The following is a 16314-nucleotide window of genomic DNA, read 5'->3' on the forward strand; positions in this document are numbered from 1 at the left end:
GTCCCCGTGGGCCCCGCTCCAGTCCGGAGCGGGGCCCACGGCGCGTCCGCCACCCCGCGTGATCCGTGGCGGGGTACGCCTTGGCGTTTCCGGCCGCCCCGTGGATATCGTGAGTTCGCACAGGGGAAGTGAGCAACACTCAACGGGGGAATCGCATGGGGGGTCATCGGCCGCGGGATTGGCATGTCCTTGACTTGGAGAAGGATCCGACGCCGGGTGATCCGCACCGGGTGCGGTCGCTGGCGAAGAACCTCCACGACTTCGCCGACGACGTCGGCCGGGTGTTGCGGGACATCAAGGGGATGGCGGGCGACGAGGCCATCCTGAAGTGGGTGGGCAAGACCGCGGACGCGTTCACGGAGAAGTTCGAGGACGCGCCGGACAAGCTGAAGAAGCTCAAGAAGAGCTACGAGATGGCCGGTGACGCGCTCTCCGCGTACTGGCCCGACCTGGAGCGCGCCCAGACCCTGGCCGACAAGGCACTGGTCAAGGGCCGTGAGGCGCAGGCCGACCTCACCTCCGCCAAGTCCCGTCTCACCTCGGCCAACTCCTGGGTGGACAAGGCGGGCAAGGAAGCCGACAAGTACAAGGACAAGCCCGGCGGCGGCAAGGACGTGCCCAAGCCGGACGAGGACAAGGTCAAGGCCGCCACCCGCAACGCGCACTCCGCGGAGAAGGCCCAGAAGTCCGCGCAGGGTGATGTGGACTCCGCGCAGAGCGCGCTGGACGCGGCGAAGAAGATGGCCGACGACGCCCGCAAGATGCGCGAGGAAGCCGCCGGGACGGCGAAGAAGAAGATCGACGAGGCGTCCGACGCGGGCATCCCGAACCGCAAGTGGTGGGAGGAGGTCGGCGACTGGGTCTCCGACAACTGGGACACCATCGTCGAAGTCTGCAAGGTCGTCGTCGCCGTCGTCGGCGTCATCGCGATGATCATCGGCGGCCCCATCCTCGCCGCCATCGTGATCGTCGCGGGCGCCATCGTCCTCGCCGACACCTTGAGCAAATACGCAAAGGGCGAAGCAGGCCTGATGGACGTCGCGTTCGCGGCACTGGACTGCGTGCCCGGCATGAAGGGCATCACCACCGCCGCCAAACTCGGCAAGGGGTTGAAGGGTCTCAAGGGCGGGCTGAAGGGCTTCAAGTCCGCGCGCACCGCGGTCAAGGACGGGGCGAAGGGCGCGTACAACCGGGCCAAGAGCAAGATCAAGGGCTGCGGCGACCCGGTCGACGTCGCCACCGGCCACATGTTCCTCCAGGCCACCGACGTCACTCTGCCCGGCACGCTGCCGCTGTCCTTCACCCGCCGCATGACCTCCGGCTACCGGTCCGGCGGCTGGTTCGGCCCGAGCTGGACCTCCACGATCGACCAGCGCCTCGAACTCGACGAGGACGGGGTTGTCTTCGTCACCGAGGACGGCATGCTGCTCACGTACCCGCACCCCACGGGCCCGGACGCCCCCGTCATGCCCGACGCCGGTCCGCGCCGGCCGCTGGAGCGGCTGGACAACGGCGGCTACCTCATCAGCGACCCGGTCGGCGGCCGCAGCCTGCGCTTCGCCCCGCCGGACGACGACACGGCGCTGCTCACCACGGTGTCGGACCGCAACGGCAACACCGTCGACATCGAATACGACGGCGACGGCACGCCGCTGGCCTTCCGGCACTCCCACGGCTACCGCCTCGCCCTCGCCGTCACCGACGACCGGGTCACGGCTCTCGCCCTGGCGGGTGCGGGGCCGGACGGTGCGGACGCCGTGCTCAAGCGGTACGACTACACGGACGGCAACCTCACCGCCGTCACCGGCTCGTCCGGCCCGCCGACGCGGTTCACGTACGACGACCGTCTGCGCATCACCTCGTGGACGGACTCCAACGGCAGCCGCTACGACTACACGTACGACGACCGGGACCGGTGCATCGCCCAGGGCGGTGAGGCCGGTCACCTCACCAACACCTTCGCCTACGACGCGCCGGACCCCGCCAGACCCGGCCACCGCGTCACAAAGGTCACCACCTCCGCGGGTGCCACCTCACGCTTCGTCATCGACGACCGCTGTCTGATCGTCGCCGAGACGAACCCCTTGGGCCACACCGTCCTGCACGCGTTCGACGAGCGTGACGAGGTCGTCTCCCGGACCGACGGCCTGGGCCGCACCACCCGCTACGAATGGGACGCGCTCGGCAACCTGGTCGCGGTCCACCACCCCGACAGGACCAGCAGCAGGATCGTCCACAACGAGCACAGCAAGCCTGTGGAGTTCCTCGAATCCGACGGCAGGGTCTGGCGCTACACCTACGACGAGCGGGGCAACCACCTCAGCACCCTCTCTCCCGCCGCGGCGCAGACCCGATTCACCTACGACGACCGCGGGCGGCTGACCTCGGTGACCGACCCGCTCGGCCACACCGCCCGGATCGAGTGCGACGCGGCGGGACTTCCCCTGCGGACCGTCGATCCACTCGGCGGGACGACCGAGTACGTGCGGGACGGCTTCGGCCGTCCGACCGCGGTGACTGCGGCGTCCGGCGCCGTCACGCACCTGGAGTGGACGGTCGAGGGCCGTATCGCCCGGCACATGGCCGCGGACGGCAGCACCGAGTCGTGGACGTACGACGGAGAGGGCAACTGCACCTCCCACACCGACGCCATGGGTGGCGTGTCGACCTTCGAGTACACCCACTTCGACCTCCTGTCGGCCCGCACCGGCCCCGACGGCGCCCGGTACACGTTCGAGCACGACGCGGAGCTCCAACTGCGCAAGGTCGTCAACCCGCTCGGGCTGGCCTGGAGCTACGAGTACGACCCGGCGGGGCGACTGGTGGCGGAGAGCGACTTCGACGACCGGATCTTCCACTACGTCCACGACGCGGCGGACCAGCTGACGGCGCGCACCCTGCCATCCGGCGAGACGATCCGCTTCGAGCGGGACGTGCTGGGGCGCGCGGTGTCGAAGGACGCGGCAGGGGACGTCACCACGTACACGTACGACGACGTGGGCGACCTGGTCGGCGCTCGCGGACCCGACGTGGTCCTCGCCCTGGAGCGCGACGCGGCGGGACACATCACGTCGGAGACGGTCGCCGGGCGCACGTCGACGTACACCTACGACGCCCTGGGCCGCCGCACCGGCAGGACCACGCCGTCCGGCGCGGTGAGCACATGGACGTACGACGCGGCGGGCAACCGCGCGGAGCTCGTCACCTCCGGCCGACGCCTGAGCTTCACCCACGACGCGGAGGGCCGGGAGCTGTCCCGGCGGCTCGGCGAGGACGTCGCCTTCACCCAGGGCTTCGACGAGCTGGGCCGGCTGACCAGCCAGGAGATCGCCGGAGCGGCGGGGCAGGTCCAGAGCCGCGCCTACACCTACCGCGCCGACGGTCACCTCGTCGGCATCGACGACCGGCTCAACGGATCGCGCCGCTTCGACCTCGACCCGGTCGGCCGGGTCACCGCCGTCCACGCGGCGGGCTGGTCCGAGTCGTACGCCTATGACGCGGCCGGCAACCAGACCCACGCCGCCTGGCCCTCCCCCATGCCCGGCCAGGAGGCCGTCGGCGCACGCACGTACACCGGCACGCGCATCCGCAGCGCCGGAGGCGTCCGCTACGAATACGACGGGGCCGGGCGCATCACCCTGCGCCAGAAGACCCGGCTGTCCCGGAAACCCGACACCTGGCGTTACGCGTGGGACGTGCAGGACCGGCTCACGTCAGTGGTCACTCCGGATGGGACCCGCTGGCGCTACCGGTACGACCCGCTGGGGCGGCGGACGGCGAAACAGCGTCTGTCACCGGACGGGCAGAGCGTCGTCGAGCAGGTGGACTTCACCTGGGACGAGACCAATCTGTGCGAGCAGACCAGCCAGGCCCCCGGCACGGCGGACACCGTCACTCTCACCTGGGAGCACGACGGCCTGCGCCCGCTGACCCAGGCCGAGAGCAAGAGGACGTCCGACACCGCCACCGCGACGCAGCACGAGGTCGACCGCCGCTTCTACGCGATCGTCACCGACGTCGTCGGCGCCCCCACCGAACTCCTCGACGAACAGGGCGACGTCGCGTGGCGCACCCGCGCCAGCCTCTGGGGCGCGACCGCCTGGAACCGGGGAGCGACCGCCTACACACCCCTCCGCTTCCCCGGCCAGTACCACGACGCCGAGACCGGCCTCCACTACAACTATTTCCGGCACTACGACCCCGAGACGGCCCGTTACCTCACGCCCGACCCGCTCGGGCTCACCCCCGACCCGAACCACGCCACCTACGTACACAATCCGCACACGTGGTCCGACCCGCTCGGGCTGACCCCCTGCGAAGACGAGATCCTCCGCAAGGGGTACACCTCTTCTCCCGCGCTGAAGAACGACCCCTACCACCCGGACATGGTCGGAAAGCGGAGCGAGCAGAGCAAGGAGCTCTACGCCGCGACGCTGAAGGACCGCGCGGCCGAACTCGGTTACAAGACGCGAACACCTCCGCAGCGGGCGCCTTTCCATTCCCATGGCCAGGATGTGTTCTCCAACGGAAAGAACTACATCACTCCCGACGTCGACGGCCACAACGTCTCTGACGGCTGGAAGGTGTACAACAAGAAGGGGCAGAGGATTGGCACCTACGACGCGAACCTCAACTACATCAAGAAGTGACGCCTTCTCGATCCAGGTGGTCTCGGAGCCGTCGGCGGAGGAGGCCGCGAACGGCACCACGGCCGTCGGCAGGATCTCGGTGGGGGATTTCTCGGAGAACTTTCCGATGGATCTCTCCTACTGGAGCACCGACGACTACCGGGACAGCTGGGTGCGCGCCCTGCGCCGCATCGACGGGCAGAGCGAGGTCGACTCGTGCCTCGTCACCTCGATCACCGACCCGGCGACCGCGAACTTCGTCTTCTGCTGGCCGGTCTACCGGCGCGGCACGGACGTGTACGTCCAGAATTCGATCATTTTCCTCGGCGAACTCGCCGAGGAATTCCGGCCGACGGAGCCGTGGCTTTCGGTGGAGCCGCACAGCACGGTCGACGAGGACGGAAACGAGATCTCCGAATGGCGGACGACCATCGGCGAAGTCCGTGAATTCCTTTCCGCGTACTCATAGGCCACATTCCCCTCCCCCTCCACCGTCCCTCACCTTTCCCCCCACCCGCACCAGGAGTTCAGAGTGAACCGCCAACCCATTCGTCTCATGACGGCCGCGCTGACCGTGTCCGCGGCCCTGTTGTTGACCGCGTGCGGCTCGGGGGGAGGGGATGACGATTCCTCGGACAAGATCGCCGGAGCGGACGAGGGCGGGAAGCCCAAGGCCTCCGCGAGCGCCGAGCCCGGTGGCGCGAAGCGCCCCGGCGTGGAGCTGCCGAAGACGTTCAAGGCCGACTTCGTGAGCTGGCACAACAGCGACCCGAAGAAGCAGGCGATCCTGGACGACGGCAAGGACCGCCTGAAGGCGGAGTACCTGGCCATCATCGACGCCGACCCGCAGGCGAAGCCGCTGAGCTTCTACACCTCGATGCAGGCCCTCAAGTCCTCCCAGAAGTACGTCAAGGGCTACGTGGACACCGACGACAGCCTGGTCGGGAGCGTGCGGGTGTTCAACCCGCAGGTGAGCCTCTCCGACGCGGGCGGCGTGCTCTTCTACTGCGTGGACGAGAGCAAGGGTTACACCGAGAACCGCAAGACGAAGAAGCGCGTGGGCACCCCGGAGGACACGGACCCCGTCCTCCAGTACCGCACCACGCTGAGGAAGACGTCCGACGGCGTCTGGAGCACCGTTTCGCTGGAGACGGAGCGCGGGGGGTGCGACAAGTGAGGCAGTCGTTGAAGAGGTCCCTCCCGCTGGTGGCCACGGCCGTTCTCGCGCTCGGCGCCTGGCCCGCGACGGCACACGCGCTCGGCGGGAAGGAGGACAACGGACCGGCCCGGCCGTCCGGCGATTCCTCCGGCAACACACTCACCGCGGGCGTCGGCACGAGCGTCACGGTCAAGCAGGTCAGCGGCGGCAAGAGCGGTGGCTCGAAGCCCGTCGTGGCGGTGGACCCGAACTGGAAGCCGCCGTCCTGCTGGTACGAGCCGGTGGCCACCCCCGAGCAGCTCAAGGACGGCGTGGAGAAGCTGAAGAAGGGCGGCGACCTGGTCCATGTGACGCCCTCGCTCAGCTGGGGCGAAGAGCTCATGGTGAACCACTATGAGAAGGGCAAGGAGCAGTCGGACGGCGCCGAGGGCTACAAGAACTTCAACATCGGCAAGGACGGGAAGTTCTGGCGCGGAGTCATGAACCCCGACGTCGAGGACACCTTCGAAGCCCGGCAGTGCGAGACGAACCTCTTCTGGCAGGACGCCCAGGAGATTCCCGACATCAAGAACGCGCCCACCCCGAAGATCCTGGCGGGCTACGCCTACAACAAGGTGAAGGTCCCCGACACCAAGGTCGAACTGAAGCCCGAGGGCAAGTCGACCGTGAAGGTGCCCACCTGGGTGTGGCTGGACAAGGGCAAGTTCGAGCCCGTGAAGGTCCGCGCCGAGCTGCCCGGCACGGGCCTGTGGGCCGAGACCACCGCCAAGCCCGTCAGCCTCCACCTGGACCCGGGCACCTCGGACGCCGAGACCTTCCCGTCCGACGGCGAGTGCGCGGTCAACGACGACGGCAGCATCGGAACGCCGTACACGAAGGGCTCCTCGAAGGAGGACCCGCCGTGCGGCATCAAGTACCTGCGCGCCACCGGCGGCAAGCCGTACCAGATGAAGGCGTCCATCACCTGGAAGATCACCTGGGAGGGGTCGGACAACGACGGCGAGCACGACCTGCCCGACGGCACCTTCGAAGGCACCCAGGACCTGAACGTCCAGGAGATCCAGTCCATCAACCGGTAGGCCATGGGGGCCGTACGGCCGAAGAATCGTGCGCGCCCGGCGGGCTTCATGCGCGCCTGCGCCGGTACGGCGGCCCCCGACCTACCCTGACGGAATGTCAGACAACCAGTCGGTCGGCCTGTCCGTTGACCGGTCCGCCGATCACTCCACGGAGCTGCTCGGCTTCGACAACGTCCTGTTTCCCGTCGGCGACCTCGGCGAGGCCGTCGGGTTCTACGAACGGGCGGGCTTCCCGGTCGCGTTCCGGCTCGACGAGATCGGCCTCGCCATCCTGAAGGTGGGCAAGGAAACGCCGGGCATGCTGCTGCGCGTGGAGGACGGCATCGTGCCGCGTACGCCTGCGTGGCCCTCGCCCCGGATCTGGCTGGAGGTCCCCGACGCCCGCGCGAAGGGCCGGGCCCTGGCGGCCGCGGGGATCCCCCTGCTCGCCGAGCCGTTCTCCGTGGCCACCGGCTGGACGGTGGAGATCGCCGACTCGTGGGGGAACGTCGTCGGCTTCACGGACTACCTCAAGCGGCCGGAGCTGGCGCGGACTTCCTGACACGCCGGGGCCAGGGCGGGCTCCCCGGCTCGGGAGACGGCGGCTCACCCCCGCACCAGCGCCCACACCGTCTTGCCGCGGCCGCCGCGCCACCACACCCCCCAGGTCTCCGCGATCGCGTCCAGGAGCCGCATGCCACGGCCGTTCTCGTCCTCCGAGGCGCCGACGGTGCGCACCTCCGGCTCCGCAGAGCTCTCGTCGGACACCTCTATGAAGCACGAGCCGTCGGCGAGCACCGTCACCGCGACCTCGAACTCCCCCTCGACGACGAACCCGTGAAGGATCGCGTTGGTCGCGAGCTCCGACACGAGGAGCACGGTGTCGTCCAGCGCCCCGTGGTCCGCCGTATGCCCCCAGGCCTTCAGATGGTCGTACACCCGCGACCGGGCCAACGGCACCGACGCCGGGTGCGGCGGCAATCTGAAGGCATCACGTCTCAGCACGTCCCCTTTACCCCCACCCCATGGCCCCCTGATTTCCCTGCCTCCCCGCTCCCCCCTCCGACCATGCTGCGCGGAGGGGCCCGCGGTGTCACTGCGGCATCCCCGGGCACACCCATATCTGGCCAGTTCTGAACCAAATACCCCAGGGAACAGGGGGGTGGGGAGGGCGGGGGCGCGGAGGTGTGGGTGTCAGGCCTGTCGCGACGCCAGTTCGACGACCGTGATGTCCGAGGGCGCCCCGACACGCACCGGCGGCCCCCACGCACCCGCGCCACGGGTCACGTAGAGCTGGGTGTCGCCGTACCGCTCCAGGCCCGCGAGCGTGGGGTTGGCCAGGTCGGCGATGAGGTTGCCGGGCCAGAGCTGGCCGCCGTGCGTATGGCCGGACAGCTGCAGGTCCACGCCGTGCTCGACCGCGTCATGGATGACGACCGGCTGGTGCGCGAGGAGCACGGAGGCCCGTGAGCGGTCCCGGTCGCCGAGCGCCTTGGCGAAGTCGGGGCCCTTCCCCTCGTCCTCGCCCGCCACGTCGTCGACGCCCGCGAGGTCGAAGGCGGGGAGTTCGGTGCGGGCGTTCCGCAGCGGGTGCAGGCCGAGCTCGCGCACGTGGTCGACCCACTGCTCGGCGCCGGAGAAGTACTCGTGGTTGCCGGTGACGAAGTACGCGCCGTGCCGCGCCCGCATTCCGGCCAGCGGCGCCGCGGCCGGGGCGAGGTGCTCGACGCTGCCGTCCACCAGGTCGCCCACCACGGCGATCAGGTCGGGCTGCGTGGCGTTGACGGTGTCGACCACGCGCTGGGTGAAGCCGCGTCCGAGGATCGGCCCGAGGTGGATGTCGCTGACCACGGCGATCCTGAACCCGTGGGCTCCGCGCGGCAGTTTCGCCAGGGGCACGGTGACCCGCTTCACCTTGGGGCCGCGGAGCACGCCGTACGTCCCGTAGCCGACGGTCCCCGCGGCGACGGCGGCCGCGGTCCCGCCGACGATGCGGGAGACGAAGAGGCGGCGGGAGGGGGCTGTCTTCTCGGGCTCGGGCGCTGGTGCGGGCGCAGGCTCGGAGGCGGGCTCGGGGGCAGGCGCAGGGGCAGGCTTTTCGGCCTCGGGGGCAGCCTGATCCGGTGCGGGACGAGCCGAATCCGGTGCGGGCCGCTCCCGATCGGACCCGGTCGCGGGCACGCACTCCGCCACGGATACGCGTACCGCTTCCGGAGCGGTCCTCTCCCGTTCCACCCACCGCCGCACCAGGGGACGCAGCAGCTCCCCCACGATCAGCGCGAGCAGGAGGTAGAGCGAGAGGGCCATCCACATGAAGCCTGGCCAGGCCAGGACCTGCTGGAGCAGGAACGGCGCCCCGGTCCGCTCCGCGACGAGCGCCCCGAACATCATCAGCGGCGCCGCGACGAAGACCGCCGTCCCGGCGCGCCGGGCGAGCCCGGGCCCGGCCGTGGTGTCCCGCACCAGGCGGCGCCACGCGTACCAGTGGAGGGCGGCGAAGGCCGCGAGAACGGCGAGGCCCACGAGGACCATGAGGGCAACCACGGCTATGGCGTTCTGCGCAGAGCACGGACTCCACGGAACCCGATGGTCCCCACCACCGTCCCCAAGACAAAGGAGACAGCGGCAAGCGTCAGGTGCACCCAGAAGTACCCGGTCGGGTTGTCCGCGTCGTCGAAGGCGAGCCCGCTGCCGTCCTTCCACAGGTTCTTGACGAAAGTGATCCAGATGAACCAGCTCCACACCCCGAAGGCGAGCAGGAACCAGGAGACAGGGCGGCTGAGCTTCATGCGTTCAGTATCGCGAGCTTCCCTGCCGCACCGCCGCCGGGGTGGGGACGAGGGGACACAGCCCACCTCGGGAGCGACTTCCACAGCCCCGCCCTGTACGTTCTCGTCCGTGCCTGCCGTAAAAAAGACCGCCATGTTGGTCGCTTCCGCCGCATTGCTCACCATGTCGACCGCAGCGCCCGCGCTCGCGGACGGAAAGCCGGGAGGCGACGACGACCAACCGAAGCCGCCCGCCAAGATGTCCACCGTGGGCGGTGCGCAGCTCGGTCAGGCGGGCACCCAGGTGAAGCTCAAGCCGGGCGCGCCGGTGCTGCCCAAGGACCTGACGGGGCGCTCCTGGATCGTCTCGGACGCCGAGTCCGGTGAGGTCCTCGCCTCGCACAACGCGCACTGGCGGCTGCCTCCCGCGAGCACCCTCAAGATGCTCTTCGCCGACACGGTCCTGCCGAAGTTCCCGAAGTCGCAGAAGCACAAGGTCGCGCTCTCCGACATGGCGGGCATCGGCGCGGGCAGCAGCATGGTCGGCATCAAGGAGAACGAGACGTACAGCGTCCACGACCTGTGGCTCGGCGTCTTCCTGAAGTCGGGCAACGACGCGGTGCACGTGCTGTCCGCGATGAACGACGGCGTCCCGAAGACCGTCAAGGACATGCAGAAGCACGCCGACGAGCTGCAGGCCCTCGACACGCACGTGGTCTCCCCCGACGGCTACGACGCGAAGGGGCAGGTCTCGTCCGCGTACGACCTGTCGCTGTTCGCCCGCTCGGGGCTGCAGAAGAAGGACTTCCGCGAGTACTGCTCGACGGCCACGGCCAAGTTCCCCGGCGAGACCAAGAAGATCAAGAAGGGCAAGGACAAGGGCGAGACGAAGCGCGAGTCCTTCGAGATCCAGAACACCAACCGGCTGCTCACCGGCGCCCCCGGCATCAGCGCCTACAAGGGCATCGCGGGCGTCAAGAACGGCTACACCACGAACGCGGGAAACACCTTCACTGGTGTTGCCGAGCGCAACGGCAAGGTTCTCCTCGTCACCGTCATGAACCCCTCGTCCGGTGAGACCCACGCGGTCTACAAGGAGACGACGCGTCTGTTCGACTGGGGCTTCAAGGCGGCGGGCAAGGTCGACCCCGTGGGTGAGCTCGTCGCCCCGAAGGGTGCCGGTACGGGCGGCGCGGGCAAGGGCGCCCCGGGCAGCGGTGGCGGCGGCACGGACGCGGAGAACGCCGCGCACTCCTCCGACGGCGGGGGCGGCGGCATGGGCACCGCGCTCGCGATCACGGGCGGTGTGCTCGTGGTGCTCGCCGGTGGTGTCTTCGTGATCCGGCGCCGGATGCCGCTGCCGGGCCAGTCGGGCCGGCGTACGCCTCAGGACTGACGGGTACTGCCTTCTCCGGCCTCTCCGGAGGGCGTGATTGTGGAGGCGGCCTCTACGGAGGGCGTGATTGTGGAGGCAGTCTCTTCGGAGGCTGCCTCTTCGCCGTCCGCCGCCGCTGTACGTGACGCCTTGCGCGTCGCCGTCCAGGCGGCGCAGAACAGCAGCAGCTTCGCGGTGAAGTTGATCCACAGGAGGAGTGCGACGGGCACTCCGAAGGCGCCGTACATGTTCTTCGAGGCGACGCCCTTCATATAGCCGCCGAGCAGCAGCTTGAGCAGCTCGAAGCCTGCCGCTCCGATCAGCGCGGCGGTGACGAGGTCGCGCCGGTCCGGCTGGACGCTGGGCAGCAGCGTCAGGACGTAGAGCAGCAGCAGGAAGTCCGCGAGGACGGCGATGGCGAACGCGACGACCTGGAGCAGCACCGCGCCCCAGCCCTGCTCGTCGATGCCGAAGAGGTCGGCGGCCTGCCCGACCGCGGTCGACGCGAGCGCGGATGCGGCGAACGACGCGAGCCCCGCGCCGCCGAGCCCGAAGAGCACCCCGGCGTCCTTGACCTTGCGCAGGACCGGGTTCTCCTCGTCGTCCTCCAGCTCCCAGACGGCGCGCAGGCACTCCCGCATCGAGCCGACCCAGCCGATGCCGGTGAAGAGCAGCAGGGCGCCCGCGACGAGGCCCACGGTGCCCGCGTTGGCGACCAGGGCGTCCAGGTTCAGCTGGTCGGAGATGCCGGGGACCTGCTCGGAGATCTTGCTTTCGAGCGTGTCCTGCTGCTTCTTCGAAAGCGTCGCCGCGGCGATGGCGGCCGCGACGGTGAGCAGCGGGAAGAGTGCCAGGAAGCTGATGAACGTCATGGCGGCCGCCAGGCGCGCCCAGTGCACCTCGTCGAGCCGTTCGTAGGACTGCCACGCGTGCGTGCGCATGCCCTTCTCCACCAGTGGCCCGATGCCGGGCAGTTTCTTCAGCCAGTCCATGACGCCTCCGTGCCTGCTGTCCTGCCTGTTGTCCTGCCCGATGTGCGGAAGACCAAGGTCCGGGTACCCCAAAAGCGCAGAACAGTGGCGAGTGCCATACCGATCCCGGCGCCTGAGACGGTGTCCGCGCGCTGTGAGGTGAGGCCGAGCCCGTAGTGGGAGACGGCGATGCACAGCAGTTGGACGAGGGCGCCCGCGATGTTGACGGCGAAGAACACCGCGTACTGGCGCAGCCGCGAGATCTCCGCGGCCTTCTGCCGGTAGGTGCCGAGTGCGTTGCCCGCGTACGCCACCGAACAGCCCGCTACGAAGGAGAGGGATTTGGCGGTCAGCGGGTCCAGGCCGACGGGTCCGCGCAGCCAGATGAAGAGGCCGAGGTCGGCGGCGTAGGCGCAGATTCCGGCGGCGGCGAAGCCGAGCAGTTCGGGCCCGAGCGCGCGCAGCCGTTCGCGTAGGGATCTCAAACTCACCAGTCCGCGACCGCGAGCCCGTACATGGCCAGCCACACCAGGCCGATCACGGCGAGCGCCCTGTCCCGCAGGACGACGTCCTCCGGCTCTCCCGCGGTGCCCCGGTCGGCGAAGACGGCGTAGCGCAGGATGGCGAGGATGAAGGCGGCCATGGACAGCTGGCGCCAGGGCAGCGAGCCGCCGTCGGTGGTGCCGCCCTCCTCCATGGCCCACAGGCAGTACGCCAGAACGGCGACGCCCGCGGCCAGTTGCCATACGAAGCGCAGGTAGCCGGTGGTGTATTCGGTGAGCAACGCGCGCGTGGCGCCCAGTTTCTCCGAGCTCTCGGACATCTGGACGGCTTCGGAGTAGCGCTTGGCGGAGACCATGAAGAGCGCGCAGAAGCCCGTGGTGATCAGGAACCAGCGCGACAGCGGGATGTCGAGCGCGAGTCCACCGATCATGGCGCGCATCAGGAAGCCGGTCGTGACGATCGTGAGATCGACGACGAGGACGTGCTTGAGACTGATGCAGTAGGCGAGTTGCATGCCGACGTACGCGGCCAGGAGCGCCGCCGTGAGCGGCGTGCACAGGATGGTGGCGGCCGTGGGCGCCAGGACGGCCAGGAGGCCTCCCACGGCGTAGGCGACGGGCACCGGCACCTGTCCGCTGGCGACCGGTCTGCGGCACTTGGTGGGGTGCGCGCGGTCGGCGTCGGCGTCGCGTGCGTCGTTGATCAGGTAGACGGCGGACGCGGCGGCGGTGAACAGCGCGAAGACGACGGCGACCTGTTCGATGGCGTGCCGCGAGAAGAGTTCGCCCGCGGCCGCGGGGGCCGCGACGACGAGGACGTTCTTCACCCACTGGCGGGGGCGCGCGGTCTTCAGGAGGCCGAGCGGCAGGCCTACGGGGCCCTGCCCCGTAGGCCGGGGCGGGCCGGGCCGTTCCAGGACCGTGGAGATACGTTCAGGCATCGATGCGGTCTCCTTTCATCCAGGTGGCGCCCGCGCGTGCGGTGAGCGCGCCGAGTGCCGCGCCCGCGGCCACGTCCGAGGGGTAGTGGACGCCGACGACCATCCGGGACACGCACATCGCGGCGGCCAGCGGCGGAAGGAGGTGGGCCCCGACGGGGCGCAGCGCTCCGTAGGCGACGACGGCCGCGGCGGCGGAGGTGGCGTGCGAGCTGGGGAAGGAGTGGCGGCCCGCGGTGCGTACGAGGGGTTCGATGTCGCCCAGGGCGGCGGGGCGCGGGCGGCGGACGATCCGCTTGACGCCCATGCTGGCCAGGTGGGCGGCGGCGGTGAGGGCCGTGCCGCGCAGCCAGGCGCCGCGGCGCTCGCGGTCGGCGGCGGCGCCCGCCAGACCGGCCAGGATCCAGAGTGCGCCGTGCTCGCCGGTGCGGGACAGGGCGCGGGCGGCGGCCGCCACGCGCGGGTCGGTGCCGCAGTCGCGCAGGGCCGACAGCAACCGGTGGTCCATGTCGTGCATGTCGCCTCTATTTCGAAGACGTTCGAGAGCTGGGCATCTCGACTCTTCTAGGCAACGTCCCAATAATTACGTCAATGTTGGGTGACACTCGCTCTATCACCCATTTCGGTGAGAGCCGGGATGGTTTTGAGCGAAACGCCCATGTATGGGCGATACGGTCGCTTGCATGCCTGCCGACTCCCCCGCCGACTCCCGTGCCCGCACCTCGGCTCCGACGTCGTCCGCCGTGCCCGTCCCCTCGTCCGCCGTGTCCGTCTCGGGCTGGGGCCGCACCGCACCGACCACCGCCCGGCTGGTGAGACCCCGTTCGCAGGAGGAGGCCGCGGCCGCGGTGCGCGCGTGCGGGGAGCGCGGCGGCATCGCCCGCGGCCTGGGGCGTGCCTATGGAGACGCCGCGCAGAACGCGGGCGGCGCCGTCTTCGACATGACGGGCCTCGACCGGGTGCGCGTCATCGACACCACGCGGACATCGGAAACCGGCGCTCCCGCGGCCACCGTCGTCTGTGACGCGGGCGTCTCGCTGCACCACCTGATGGAAGTCCTGCTGCCCCTCGGCTGGTTCGTGCCGGTGACGCCCGGGACCCGCTATGTGACGGTCGGCGGGGCGATCGGCGCCGACATCCACGGCAAGAACCACCACGTCTCGGGGTCCTTCTCGCGCCACGTCCTCGCGATGGACGTGCTGACCGCCGACGGCACGGTCCGCACGGTCGAGCCCGGCAGCCCCCTGTTCGACGCGACAGCCGGTGGCATGGGCCTGACCGGCGTGATCCTGTCGGCGACCGTGCAACTCCTGCCCGTCGAGACGTCCTTGATGGCAGTCGACACGGAACGGGCGACGGACCTCGACGACTTGATGGCCCGCCTCACCGCGACCGACCACCGCTACCGCTACTCGGTCGCGTGGATCGACCTCCTCGCGCGCGGCGCGGCCATGGGCCGCTCGGTCCTTACCCGCGGCGACCACGCCCCCCTGGACGCCCTCCCGGAGCGGGCACGCGCGCGTAGAGCCCCTCTCGCGTTCCGTCCCGGGCAGCTGCCCGCCGCGCCCTCCTTCCTGCCGGAGGGGCTGCTCGGCAAGGCGTCGGTGGGCCTGTTCAACGAGCTCTGGTACCGCAAGGCGCCCCGCTGCCGCACCGGCGAGCTGCAGAAGATCTCCACCTTCTTCCACCCGCTGGACGGCGTCCCCCACTGGAACCGCATCTACGGCCGCAGCGGCTTCGTGCAGTACCAGTTCGTCGTCGGGTACGGCAAGGAGGAGGCCCTGCGCCACATCGTGCAGCGCATCTCCGAGCGCGGCTGCCCGTCCTTCCTCGCCGTACTGAAGCGCTTCGGAGAGGGCGATCCGGGCTGGCTCTCCTTCCCGATGCCCGGCTGGACCCTCGCGCTCGACATCCCCGCGAACCTCCCCGGGCTCGGCGCCTTCCTCGACGATCTCGACGAGGAGGTGGCCGCCGCCGACGGCCGCATCTACCTCGCCAAGGACTCGCGTCTGCGGCCCGAGATGCTCGCCGCGATGTATCCGCGGCTCGACGACTTCCGCGCCCTGCGGGCCGAGCTCGACCCGCGCGGCGTCTTCCGCTCGGACCTCTCCCGCCGCCTCGCCCTCTAGGAGACCGGTACTCATGAAAGACGCCTTCGGCACCCCTCAGTCCCTGCTCGTCCTCGGCGGCACCTCCGAGATCGGCCTCGCCACCGCGCGGCGCCTGGTCGCCCGCCGCACCCGCACCGTGTGGCTGGCCGGGCGCCCGTCGCCCCACCTGGAGAAGGCCGCCGCCGACCTGCGCGACATGGGCGCGGACGTGCAGACCGTCGCGTTCGACGCGCTCGACTCCGAGTCCCACGAGGAGTCCCTCGGCAAGATCTTCACCGAGGGCGACATCGACATGGTGCTCCTCGCCTTCGGCGTCCTCGGCGACCAGGCACGCGACGAGGACGAGCCCCTCGCGGCGGTGCGCGTCGCGCAGACCAACTACACGGGTGCGGTCTCGGCCGGGCTGGTCTGCGCGCGGGCGCTGCAGTCCCAGGGGCACGGCTCCCTGGTGGTGCTCTCCTCGGTGGCGGGCGAGCGCGCGCGCCGCTCGAACTTCATCTACGGCTCCAGCAAGGCCGGACTCGACGCGTTCGCCCAGGGCCTCGGCGACGCGCTGCACGGCACGGGGGTGCACGTGATGGTGGTCCGCCCCGGCTTCGTGCGCTCGAAGATGACGGCGGGCCTGGAGGAGGCCCCCATGGCGACCACCCCGGAGGCGGTGGCCGAGGCCATCGAGAACGGGCTGCGGCGGCGCTCGGAGACGGTGTGGGTGCCGGGGCTGCTGCGGCTGGTCATGTCGGCGCTGCGGCACGTGCCGAGGCCGGTGTTCCGCCGCCTGCCCCTCTGAGCCGCCCGGCCGTCCA

15 protein-coding genes are annotated in these 16314 nt (G+C 70.2%); 8 read left to right on the forward strand and 7 right to left on the reverse strand.

The features are described from left to right. Positions 1-155: 155 nt before the first annotated feature. The 5 genes from AC068B_RS08425 to AC068B_RS08445 all read left to right on the forward strand — a co-directional run bounded on the left by AC068B_RS08425 (position 156) and on the right by AC068B_RS08445 (position 7407). Positions 156-4649: a DUF6531 domain-containing protein gene (locus AC068B_RS08425; RefSeq protein ID WP_478669900.1), complete on the forward strand. Its 4494-nt coding sequence runs from the start codon at positions 156-158 to the stop codon at positions 4647-4649. Positions 4650-4665: 16 nt separating this feature from the next. After that, on the forward strand, positions 4666-5097 hold the full coding sequence (locus AC068B_RS08430) for a hypothetical protein (protein WP_478669901.1): 432 nt from the start codon (positions 4666-4668) through the stop codon (positions 5095-5097). Between the two features lie 63 nt (positions 5098-5160). Next, positions 5161-5805 (forward strand): hypothetical protein, encoded by a 645-nt coding sequence (locus AC068B_RS08435; protein ID WP_478669903.1) that lies wholly within the window; start codon positions 5161-5163, stop codon positions 5803-5805. An 8-nt stretch (positions 5806-5813) separates the two neighbouring features. Then, a complete protein-coding gene (locus AC068B_RS08440) occupies positions 5814-6866 on the forward strand; it encodes a hypothetical protein (RefSeq protein WP_478669905.1) in 1053 nt (350 codons plus the stop codon). 94 nt (positions 6867-6960) lie between these two features. Continuing rightward, entirely contained in the window at positions 6961-7407 is a 447-nt protein-coding gene (locus AC068B_RS08445) for a VOC family protein (RefSeq protein WP_478669906.1), read from the forward strand. 44 nt (positions 7408-7451) lie between these two features. On the opposite strand, the gene AC068B_RS08450 is transcribed toward AC068B_RS08445, so the two are convergent. The 3 genes from AC068B_RS08450 to AC068B_RS08460 form a co-directional block, all read right to left on the reverse strand. Continuing rightward, positions 7452-7850, reverse strand: a complete 399-nt coding sequence (locus AC068B_RS08450; protein ID WP_478669907.1) for an ATP-binding protein — start codon at positions 7848-7850, stop codon at positions 7452-7454. Positions 7851-8039: 189 nt separating this feature from the next. Next, positions 8040-9377, reverse strand: a complete 1338-nt coding sequence (locus tag AC068B_RS08455; protein WP_478669910.1) for a metallophosphoesterase — start codon at positions 9375-9377, stop codon at positions 8040-8042. 14 nt (positions 9378-9391) lie between these two features. After that, positions 9392-9634, reverse strand: coding sequence for an SCO4848 family membrane protein (locus AC068B_RS08460; RefSeq protein WP_478669911.1), 243 nt, complete (start codon positions 9632-9634; stop codon positions 9392-9394). A 133-nt stretch (positions 9635-9767) separates the two neighbouring features. Between AC068B_RS08460 and AC068B_RS08465 the strand changes: the two genes are divergently transcribed. Then, positions 9768-11009 (forward strand): D-alanyl-D-alanine carboxypeptidase family protein, encoded by a 1242-nt coding sequence (locus tag AC068B_RS08465; RefSeq protein WP_356251328.1) that lies wholly within the window; start codon positions 9768-9770, stop codon positions 11007-11009. Here AC068B_RS08465 and AC068B_RS08470 read toward each other — a convergent pair. Genes AC068B_RS08470 through AC068B_RS08485 form a run of 4 tightly spaced genes read right to left on the reverse strand, consistent with a single transcriptional unit; the run spans position 11000 to position 13917 of the window. Further along, entirely contained in the window at positions 11000-11980 is a 981-nt protein-coding gene (locus AC068B_RS08470) for a YihY/virulence factor BrkB family protein (RefSeq protein ID WP_478669913.1), read from the reverse strand. The two genes, AC068B_RS08465 and AC068B_RS08470, sit on opposite strands and share 10 nt — an antisense overlap. Next, a complete protein-coding gene (locus AC068B_RS08475) occupies positions 11968-12444 on the reverse strand; it encodes a GtrA family protein (RefSeq protein ID WP_478669915.1) in 477 nt (158 codons plus the stop codon). Before AC068B_RS08475 ends, AC068B_RS08470 begins: the two co-directional genes overlap by 13 nt. A 2-nt stretch (positions 12445-12446) precedes the next feature. After that, on the reverse strand, positions 12447-13403 hold the full coding sequence (locus tag AC068B_RS08480) for a decaprenyl-phosphate phosphoribosyltransferase (RefSeq protein ID WP_356251336.1): 957 nt from the start codon (positions 13401-13403) through the stop codon (positions 12447-12449). After that, a complete protein-coding gene (locus AC068B_RS08485; protein WP_468556179.1) occupies positions 13396-13917 on the reverse strand; it encodes a phosphatase PAP2 family protein in 522 nt (173 codons plus the stop codon). Before AC068B_RS08485 ends, AC068B_RS08480 begins: the two co-directional genes overlap by 8 nt. Before the next feature lie 166 nt (positions 13918-14083). On the opposite strand from AC068B_RS08485, the gene AC068B_RS08490 reads away from it, so the two are divergent. Further along, positions 14084-15529, forward strand: a complete 1446-nt coding sequence (locus tag AC068B_RS08490) for an FAD-binding oxidoreductase (protein ID WP_478669916.1) — start codon at positions 14084-14086, stop codon at positions 15527-15529. A 13-nt stretch (positions 15530-15542) separates the two neighbouring features. Further along, positions 15543-16298 carry a decaprenylphospho-beta-D-erythro-pentofuranosid-2-ulose 2-reductase gene (locus AC068B_RS08495; protein WP_478669919.1) on the forward strand — a complete coding sequence of 252 codons (756 nt, stop codon included), beginning with the start codon at positions 15543-15545 and terminating at the stop codon, positions 16296-16298. Positions 16299-16314 lie beyond the last annotated feature (16 nt).

It is taken from the genome of Streptomyces sp. NPDC042371 (genome assembly GCF_056437465.1).

Bases quoted from the DNA above. Each gene is read 5' to 3' on its own strand.
- AC068B_RS08455 (WP_478669910.1), bottom strand. From the start codon at position 9,377: ATGGTCCTCGTGGGCCTCGCCGTTCTCGCGGCCTTCGCCGCCCTCCAC.
- AC068B_RS08465 (WP_356251328.1), top strand. From the start codon at position 9,768: ATGTTGGTCGCTTCCGCCGCATTGCTCACCATGTCGACCGCAGCGCCC.
- AC068B_RS08470 (WP_478669913.1), bottom strand. From the start codon at position 11,980: ATGGACTGGCTGAAGAAACTGCCCGGCATCGGGCCACTGGTGGAGAAG.
- AC068B_RS08495 (WP_478669919.1), top strand. From the start codon at position 15,543: ATGAAAGACGCCTTCGGCACCCCTCAGTCCCTGCTCGTCCTCGGCGGC.
- AC068B_RS08480 (WP_356251336.1), bottom strand. From the start codon at position 13,403: ATGCCTGAACGTATCTCCACGGTCCTGGAACGGCCCGGCCCGCCCCGG.
- AC068B_RS08485 (WP_468556179.1), bottom strand. From the start codon at position 13,917: ATGCACGACATGGACCACCGGTTGCTGTCGGCCCTGCGCGACTGCGGC.
- AC068B_RS08445 (WP_478669906.1), top strand. From the start codon at position 6,961: ATGTCAGACAACCAGTCGGTCGGCCTGTCCGTTGACCGGTCCGCCGAT.
- AC068B_RS08490 (WP_478669916.1), top strand. From the start codon at position 14,084: ATGCCTGCCGACTCCCCCGCCGACTCCCGTGCCCGCACCTCGGCTCCG.
- AC068B_RS08425 (WP_478669900.1), top strand. From the start codon at position 156: ATGGGGGGTCATCGGCCGCGGGATTGGCATGTCCTTGACTTGGAGAAG.
- AC068B_RS08460 (WP_478669911.1), bottom strand. From the start codon at position 9,634: ATGAAGCTCAGCCGCCCTGTCTCCTGGTTCCTGCTCGCCTTCGGGGTG.